At 72.9% G+C, this 5,980-nt stretch carries 5 protein-coding genes; all 5 read right to left on the minus strand.

The window, feature by feature from the left end; genetic code table 11:
• Positions 1-514: 514 nt before the first annotated feature.
• The gene (locus C1I99_RS33510; protein WP_167180486.1) at positions 515-652 is read right to left on the minus strand and encodes a hypothetical protein; all 138 of its coding nucleotides are present in this window, start codon (positions 650-652) and stop codon (positions 515-517) included.
• 221 nt (positions 653-873) lie between these two features.
• Complete coding sequence (locus C1I99_RS28180; RefSeq protein WP_111137237.1) at positions 874-2,340, minus strand: dihydrolipoamide acetyltransferase family protein; 1,467 nt, start codon at positions 2,338-2,340, stop codon at positions 874-876.
• Positions 2,341-2,345: 5 nt separating this feature from the next.
• Positions 2,346-3,335 (minus strand): alpha-ketoacid dehydrogenase subunit beta, encoded by a 990-nt coding sequence (locus C1I99_RS28185; RefSeq protein WP_111137238.1) that lies wholly within the window; start codon positions 3,333-3,335, stop codon positions 2,346-2,348.
• Positions 3,335-4,510 carry a pyruvate dehydrogenase (acetyl-transferring) E1 component subunit alpha gene (pdhA, locus tag C1I99_RS28190; protein WP_111137239.1) on the minus strand — a complete coding sequence of 392 codons (1,176 nt, stop codon included), beginning with the start codon at positions 4,508-4,510 and terminating at the stop codon, positions 3,335-3,337. Before pdhA ends, C1I99_RS28185 begins: the two co-directional genes overlap by 1 nt.
• Before the next feature lie 642 nt (positions 4,511-5,152).
• A complete protein-coding gene (locus C1I99_RS33515; protein ID WP_199562417.1) occupies positions 5,153-5,695 on the minus strand; it encodes a hypothetical protein in 543 nt (180 codons plus the stop codon).
• Between the last annotated feature and the right edge of the window lie 285 nt (positions 5,696-5,980).

Consider the following 5,980-nt stretch of genomic DNA (forward strand, 5'->3'; position numbering starts at 1 on the left):
GGTGCTGGTGCCCGCGCGGGGGCGGGGGCGCCCAGCCGAGATCGGGGGCGGCGACGCCGTACCCGTTGCCCTGCTGCGCCGGGCGGTCGCCGTACGGCGCCGGTCCGCCGGCGCCCGGCGACACCTCGTCCGGCTCCTGGCCGGGGTGGTGCGTGCCCTCGGACGTCATGCGTGCGCCTCCTCCATCGCCTGTCGGCCGCCGGCGCCGGTGGTCCGCTCGCCAGGGCGGCCGGCGTCGCCGGTGGTGCCGGCCGTGCCGGCTCCCCGCACCGTATCCGGTGACCGCTCGAGGGCTGGCGGGGAGCACCGGCCGTCGCTCCGCGTCGCCGAACCGTGTCGATCGGTTCCGGTCGGCTCGATCTGGACGGGGTCGGCGGGCGACGGCCGAGCCCCACCGTACCGGGCGCTGCGGCGAGGTGGAATCCCGGTGTCAATCGGTGTGAAACGCCGACGACCCGCCTGGGTGGACCGGGCGGGTCGTCGATGTGGAGGAGGTGCGGAAGGTCGGGTGGCGTCAGCTCATGTGACGCTGGGCGATGGCGAGGATCTCGTCGCGAACCGCGGGCGAGTTGGCGGAGCGCAGCGCGTGCTCGATGGCGCGGGCGCGGCGGTTGGCGTCGCGGCGGTTGCGGATTCGCTCGATCATGCTCATGGTGTCTCTGCTCCTGGCTATTCGGTTGTCAGCCCCTTGATGTCTCCATTGAAGCGCACGACGTGAGCAACGTCCATCGATTATTAGGTGAGCTGAGACACCTGCCTAAGAATCTTAGGCTACTGCTGGCAACGCCAGCAGTTTTCTTCATCCAACGGCAACGGCCGGTGTGCCGGGCGTTCACCCTGCGCACACCGGCCGTCGCTGGTGCCGGAAACCCGTCAGGTCCAGGCGAGCAGCGCCGCCTCCGGATCGGCGAGGAAGTCCCCCACGTCGCGCAGGAACTTCGAGCCGAGCTCACCATCGATGATCCGGTGGTCGAAGGAGAGCCCCAGCGTGGTGACCTGACGCGGGCGGACCTTGCCCTTGTGCACCCAGGGCATCTCACGCACCGCGCCGAAGGCCAGGATCGCCGACTCGCCCGGGGGCAGGATCGGCGTGCCGGTGTCCACCCCGAACACCCCGACATTGGTGATCGTCAAGGTGCCGCCGGACATGTCGGCCGGGCTGGTGCGACCCGCCTTCGCCGTCTGCACCAGGTCGGTCAGTGCGTCCGCCAGTTCGCGAAGCGACAGCCGTCCCGCGTCCTTGATGTTCGGCACGATCAGACCGCGCTCGGTGGCCGCCGCGATGCCCAGGTTGACGTACTCCTTGACGACGATCTCGTCGCCGGCCCAGGTCGAGTTGACCATCGGGTGCCGCCTGACCGCGAGCAGCACGGCCTTGGCCACCAGCAGCAGCGGCGACACCCGCACGTCGCGCCACTCCCGCCGGGTGCGCAGCCGGTCCAGCGCCTTCATCGCCCGGGTCACGTCGACGGTCAGGAACTCCGTGACGTGCGGGGCGGTGAACGCCGAGCGGGACATGTTCTCGGCGGTGAGCTTGCGTACCCCCTTGACGGGGATGCGCTGTTCGCGGTCGGCGCCGAAGCGCGCCGCCGCCACGGCCGGCGCGGCACCGGCGAGCAGCTCGGCCGGCGCGGCCCCGCTCGCCGCCCGCTGCACGTCCTCCCGGGTGATCGAGCCCTGCGGACCGGACCCGGTCAGGGTGCGCAGGTCGACGCCGAGGTCCTTGGCGAGCTTGCGCACCGGCGGCTTCGCCAGCACCAGCCCGCCGGTCGGTGCGGCGTGCCCGTTGGTGCCCGCCGCCGGCGCGGTCGGGACCGGCGCGGTCGGGACCGGCGCGGCCGGGGCCGGCGCCGCGGCCGGCTGGGCCTGCTCCGGGACCGCACCCTTGCGGGGGCGGCGCTTCGCCGCGGTGGTCCGCGGGCCGTAGCCGACCAGCACCGCCGTACGTCCGCCCGGGGCGGGCCCCCCGATCAGGCCCGGCTCGACCATGCCCTCGGCCGGGGCCACCTCGACCGCGGCCAGCGAGGCCGCCGACGGGGTGGGCAGGTCTCCGCCCGGCGCGGCGGTCGACGGCGCGTCCACCGGCCCGGCGCCCGGGTCGGTGTCGATCGCGATGATCGGCGTGCCCACCTCGACCGTGGTGCCCTCGCTGTGGAAGATCGCCTGCACCCGGCCGGCCCACTTCGCCGGGATCTCGACGGCCGCCTTGGCCGTCTCCACCTCGACGATCGGCTGGTTCAGCTCGATGGTGTCGCCGACCTTGACCAGCCAGCTGAGGATCTCGCCCTCGGTCAGGCCCTCGCCCAGGTCGGGCAGGTTGAACTCCTTGATCCGGGACATGCCGCTCACCAGCCGAAGGTGCGGTCGACGGCGTCGAGCACCCGGTCGAGGTCGGGTAGGTACTCCTCCTCCACCCGGGCGGCCGGGTAGGGGGTGTCGAAGCCGGTCACCCGCAGCACCGGGGACTCCAGGGAGTAGAAGCACTCCTCGGTGATCCGGGCCGCGATCTCGGCGCCGAGGCCGACGTTGGACGGTGCCTCGTGCACCACGACGGCCCGGCCGGTGCGCTTCACCGACTCGTAGACCGCGCCGAGGTCCAGCGGGGAGAGCGTCCGCAGGTCGATGACCTCCAGTTCCCGGCCGTCCTCGGCGGCGGCGGTCGCGGCGTCCAGGCAGGTCCGCACCATCGGCCCGTACGCCAGCACGGTGGCGTCGGTGCCGGGCCGCGCGACCCGGGCGGCGTGCAGCGGGTACGCGTCGGCCAGCGGCGCGTCCAGGTCCACCGCCCCCTTCTCCCAGTAGCGCCGCTTCGGCTCCAGGAAGACGATCGGGTCGTCGGAGGCGATGGCCTGCTGGATCATCACGTACGCGTCCTGCGGGTTGGCGCAGGAGACGACCTTCAGGCCGGCGGTGTGGGCGAAGTACGCCTCGGGCGACTCCGAGTGGTGCTCGACCGCGCCGATGCCGCCGCCGAACGGGATCCGGATCACCATCGGGATCCGTAGCTTGCCACGCGAGCGGTAGTGCATCTTCGCGACCTGCGACACGATCTGGTCGTACGCCGGGTAGACGAAGCCGTCGAACTGGATCTCGCAGACCGGACGATAGCCGCGGATGGCCAGGCCGACCGCCGTGCCGATGATGCCGGACTCGGCCAGCGGGGTGTCGATCACCCGCTGGTCGCCGAAGTCCTTCTGCAGGCCGTCGGTGATCCGGAAGACGCCGCCGAGCTTGCCGACGTCCTCGCCCATGATGACGACCTTCGGGTCGCTCTCCAGAGCGCGACGCAGACCGGTGTTCAGGGCCTTGCCGAGGGTGAGGGTCTCCGTGGCCATCAGTGGGCGCTCCCCTCGAACGACTCCAGGTACCGGCTGAACTGCTCCCGCTGCTGGTCCAGCAGCGGCGATCCGTTGGGGTAGACGTGGTCGAACAGGGTGTCCGGCTCCGGGTTCGGCATGGCCAGCACCCGCTCGCGCAGGTGCACCGACTCGCGGCGGGCCTGCTCGTCGACCTCGGCGAAGAAGTCGGCGTCGGCGAGCTGCTGGTTGGTCAGGAACGCCTTCATCCGGGCGATCGGGTCCTTGGCCTGCCACGCCTCGACCTCGCTGGCGATGCGGTAGCGGGTCGGGTCGTCGGAGGTGGTGTGCGCCCCCATCCGGTAGGTGTATGCCTCGATCAGGCTCGGGCCCTGCCCGTACCGGGCGTTGTCCAGCGCGGTGCGGGTCACCGCGTACGTGGCCAGCACGTCGTTGCCGTCCACCCGGATGCCGGGGAATCCGAAGCCGGCGGCCCGCTGGTAGAGGGGGATGCGGGTCTGCCGCTCCAGCGGCTCCGAGATGGCGTACTGGTTGTTCTGGCAGAAGAAGACCATCGGCGCGTTGAACACGCCGGCCCAGACGAACGCCTCGTTCACGTCGCCCTGGCTGGTGGCGCCGTCGCCGAAGTAGGCGATCACCGCCTCGCCCTCGTCGGTGCCGGTCTTGCCGTCCATGGCGATGCCCATGGCGTACCCGGTCGCGTGCAGGGTCTGTGCCCCGATCACGATCGTGTACATGTTGAACTTGAACTCGTTCGGGTCCCAGCCGCCCTGGTCGACGCCGCGGAACAGGCCGAGCGGCATGATCGGGTCGATGCCCCGGCAGTAGAGGACGCCGTGCTCCCGGTAGGTCGGGAAGGCCATGTCCTGCGTCCGTAGCGCCCGGCCGGAACCGACCTGGGCCGCCTCCTGGCCCAGCAGGCTGGCCCAGATGCCCAGCTCACCCTGCCGTTGCAGGGCGGTGGCCTCGGCGTCCAGCTTCCGAACCAGCACCAGATCGCGGTACAGCCCGCGGTACTCCTCGTCGGTGAAGTCGGCGCGGTACTCGATGCCGTCCGGCCCGGTCACGCTCTCGATCCGCTCGCCCTCGGGGGTGAGCAGCTGCACCAGCTCCGGGTCGCCGCTCGCGCGCTTCCTGGTCCGGGGTGTGGCCCGCCGGCCGCGGGTGGTGACCCCGGGGTCGCCCTTTGCCATCCGTCTCTCCCTGTCGTGTCTGCGTCGGCACCGGGGGGTCACCCGGCCGCGCAACTCGTGCGCCTGTCCGGCTGCTGCCGGACCGGTTCCTGGCGACCGCGCCTAGCCCCGGTGGGGGTTGCCGCGCGGCGTGAGCCGGATTCTTGGCCGAACCCGGTTCGGGAGCGCCGGCGACCAACCGCGCCTTCCGCGAGGGTGCGCGGAGGTCGCGGCTGCGTTGCCGTCGTGGTCCATATTCGCATCACAGGTGAGCGGGCCCACAGTCCGGCCGGCCCGGATCGGGCCCGCGCCCACTTCGTTACCGCATGCGCCGGCTGTCGGTTCGAGCGACGCCCGGCCGATCCGGCGATGGTTCGTCACCGTTCGGCCATATACGCGTGTCGACACGCTGTAAGAGGTTGGCCTACGTAGCGTCACTGAGCCAGGCTGACCGGGTGCGATCGCGCCGAGCGGGCGATTTGCCGCTTCCGGGCCGCCTCGCCGGTTGCCGGGATTCCGCGATGACGACGACGAGGGGTGTGCGGTGTCCGAGCCAGGTGAAGATCCCGGTGCGCCGCTCCTCGGCCGGCACCGGCCGGCCGCCGGTTACCGGCGGGTGGTCGGCGCGCACCGCGCGCCCGGCGTCGGCGGGCCGTCCCGGGGTTACCTCTTCACCGTCGCCCTGCTTGCCGGCACCGCGTCCATGCCGATCCTCGCCGCCATCAGCACGGGGTCGGCCACCGTCGGAAGCTCGGCCCTGCCGGACAGCAGCACCCCGTTCATCCCGACGCCCTCGGTGGGCCCGGTGGTGATCCCGCTGCCGGTGGCGAGCCAACCGGCGCTGACGGCCACGACTCCGGCCCCGTCCGTGACCGCGGCGCCGCCGACCGCTCGGCCGACCGGGCCGCGTACGCCGGTGGTGCCGGGAGCGGCGCCGCACGCGCCGGCACCGGGGTCGGCGCGGCATCCCGAGCCGCCACCGGCATCGCGGCCGCCGCGCGGGACGTCGGCCCCGGTCCCGTCGCCGAGCGCCAGTCCCTCGCCGACCGCGTCGCCGACCGGCGGGTCGGCCTCCTCGCCGGAGCCGACCGCCACCCTCTCCGTGCCGCCACCAGACTCGTCGCCGACCGGCACTCCGACGGCGACCGAGTCACCGGACGACCCGGCCACGCCGACCGGCGCATCAGCCCCGCCCGCCAGCGCCACCGTCGGCCCGACCGTAACGCCCCACCCGACGGTGGTGCCTGGCCGAACTGCGGCACCCCGCCCGGCTGCGGCGCCCGGCCCGGTCGTGAGGGCCACCGGCCGTCCGACCGTGGTGCTCGCCCCGGCCGCCATCGACAGCCTGGCCTTGAATGGCGGCGCGGCCTTGAATGGCGGCGCGGCCTTGAATGGCGGCGCGGCCTTGAATGGCGGCGCGGCCTTGAATGGCGGCGCGGCCTTGAATGGCGGCGCGGCCTTGAATGGCGGCCCGGGGGTCAGCCCCTGGTG

The organism is Micromonospora deserti (assembly GCF_003236335.1).
In the GTDB taxonomy this organism is placed as follows: Bacteria; Actinomycetota; Actinomycetes; order Mycobacteriales; family Micromonosporaceae; genus Micromonospora; species Micromonospora deserti.

Bases quoted from the DNA above. Each gene is read 5' to 3' on its own strand.
- C1I99_RS33510 (WP_167180486.1), bottom strand. From the start codon at position 652: ATGAGCATGATCGAGCGAATCCGCAACCGCCGCGACGCCAACCGCCGC.
- C1I99_RS28180 (WP_111137237.1), bottom strand. From the start codon at position 2,340: ATGTCCCGGATCAAGGAGTTCAACCTGCCCGACCTGGGCGAGGGCCTG.
- C1I99_RS28185 (WP_111137238.1), bottom strand. From the start codon at position 3,335: ATGGCCACGGAGACCCTCACCCTCGGCAAGGCCCTGAACACCGGTCTG.
- pdhA (WP_111137239.1), bottom strand. From the start codon at position 4,510: ATGGCAAAGGGCGACCCCGGGGTCACCACCCGCGGCCGGCGGGCCACA.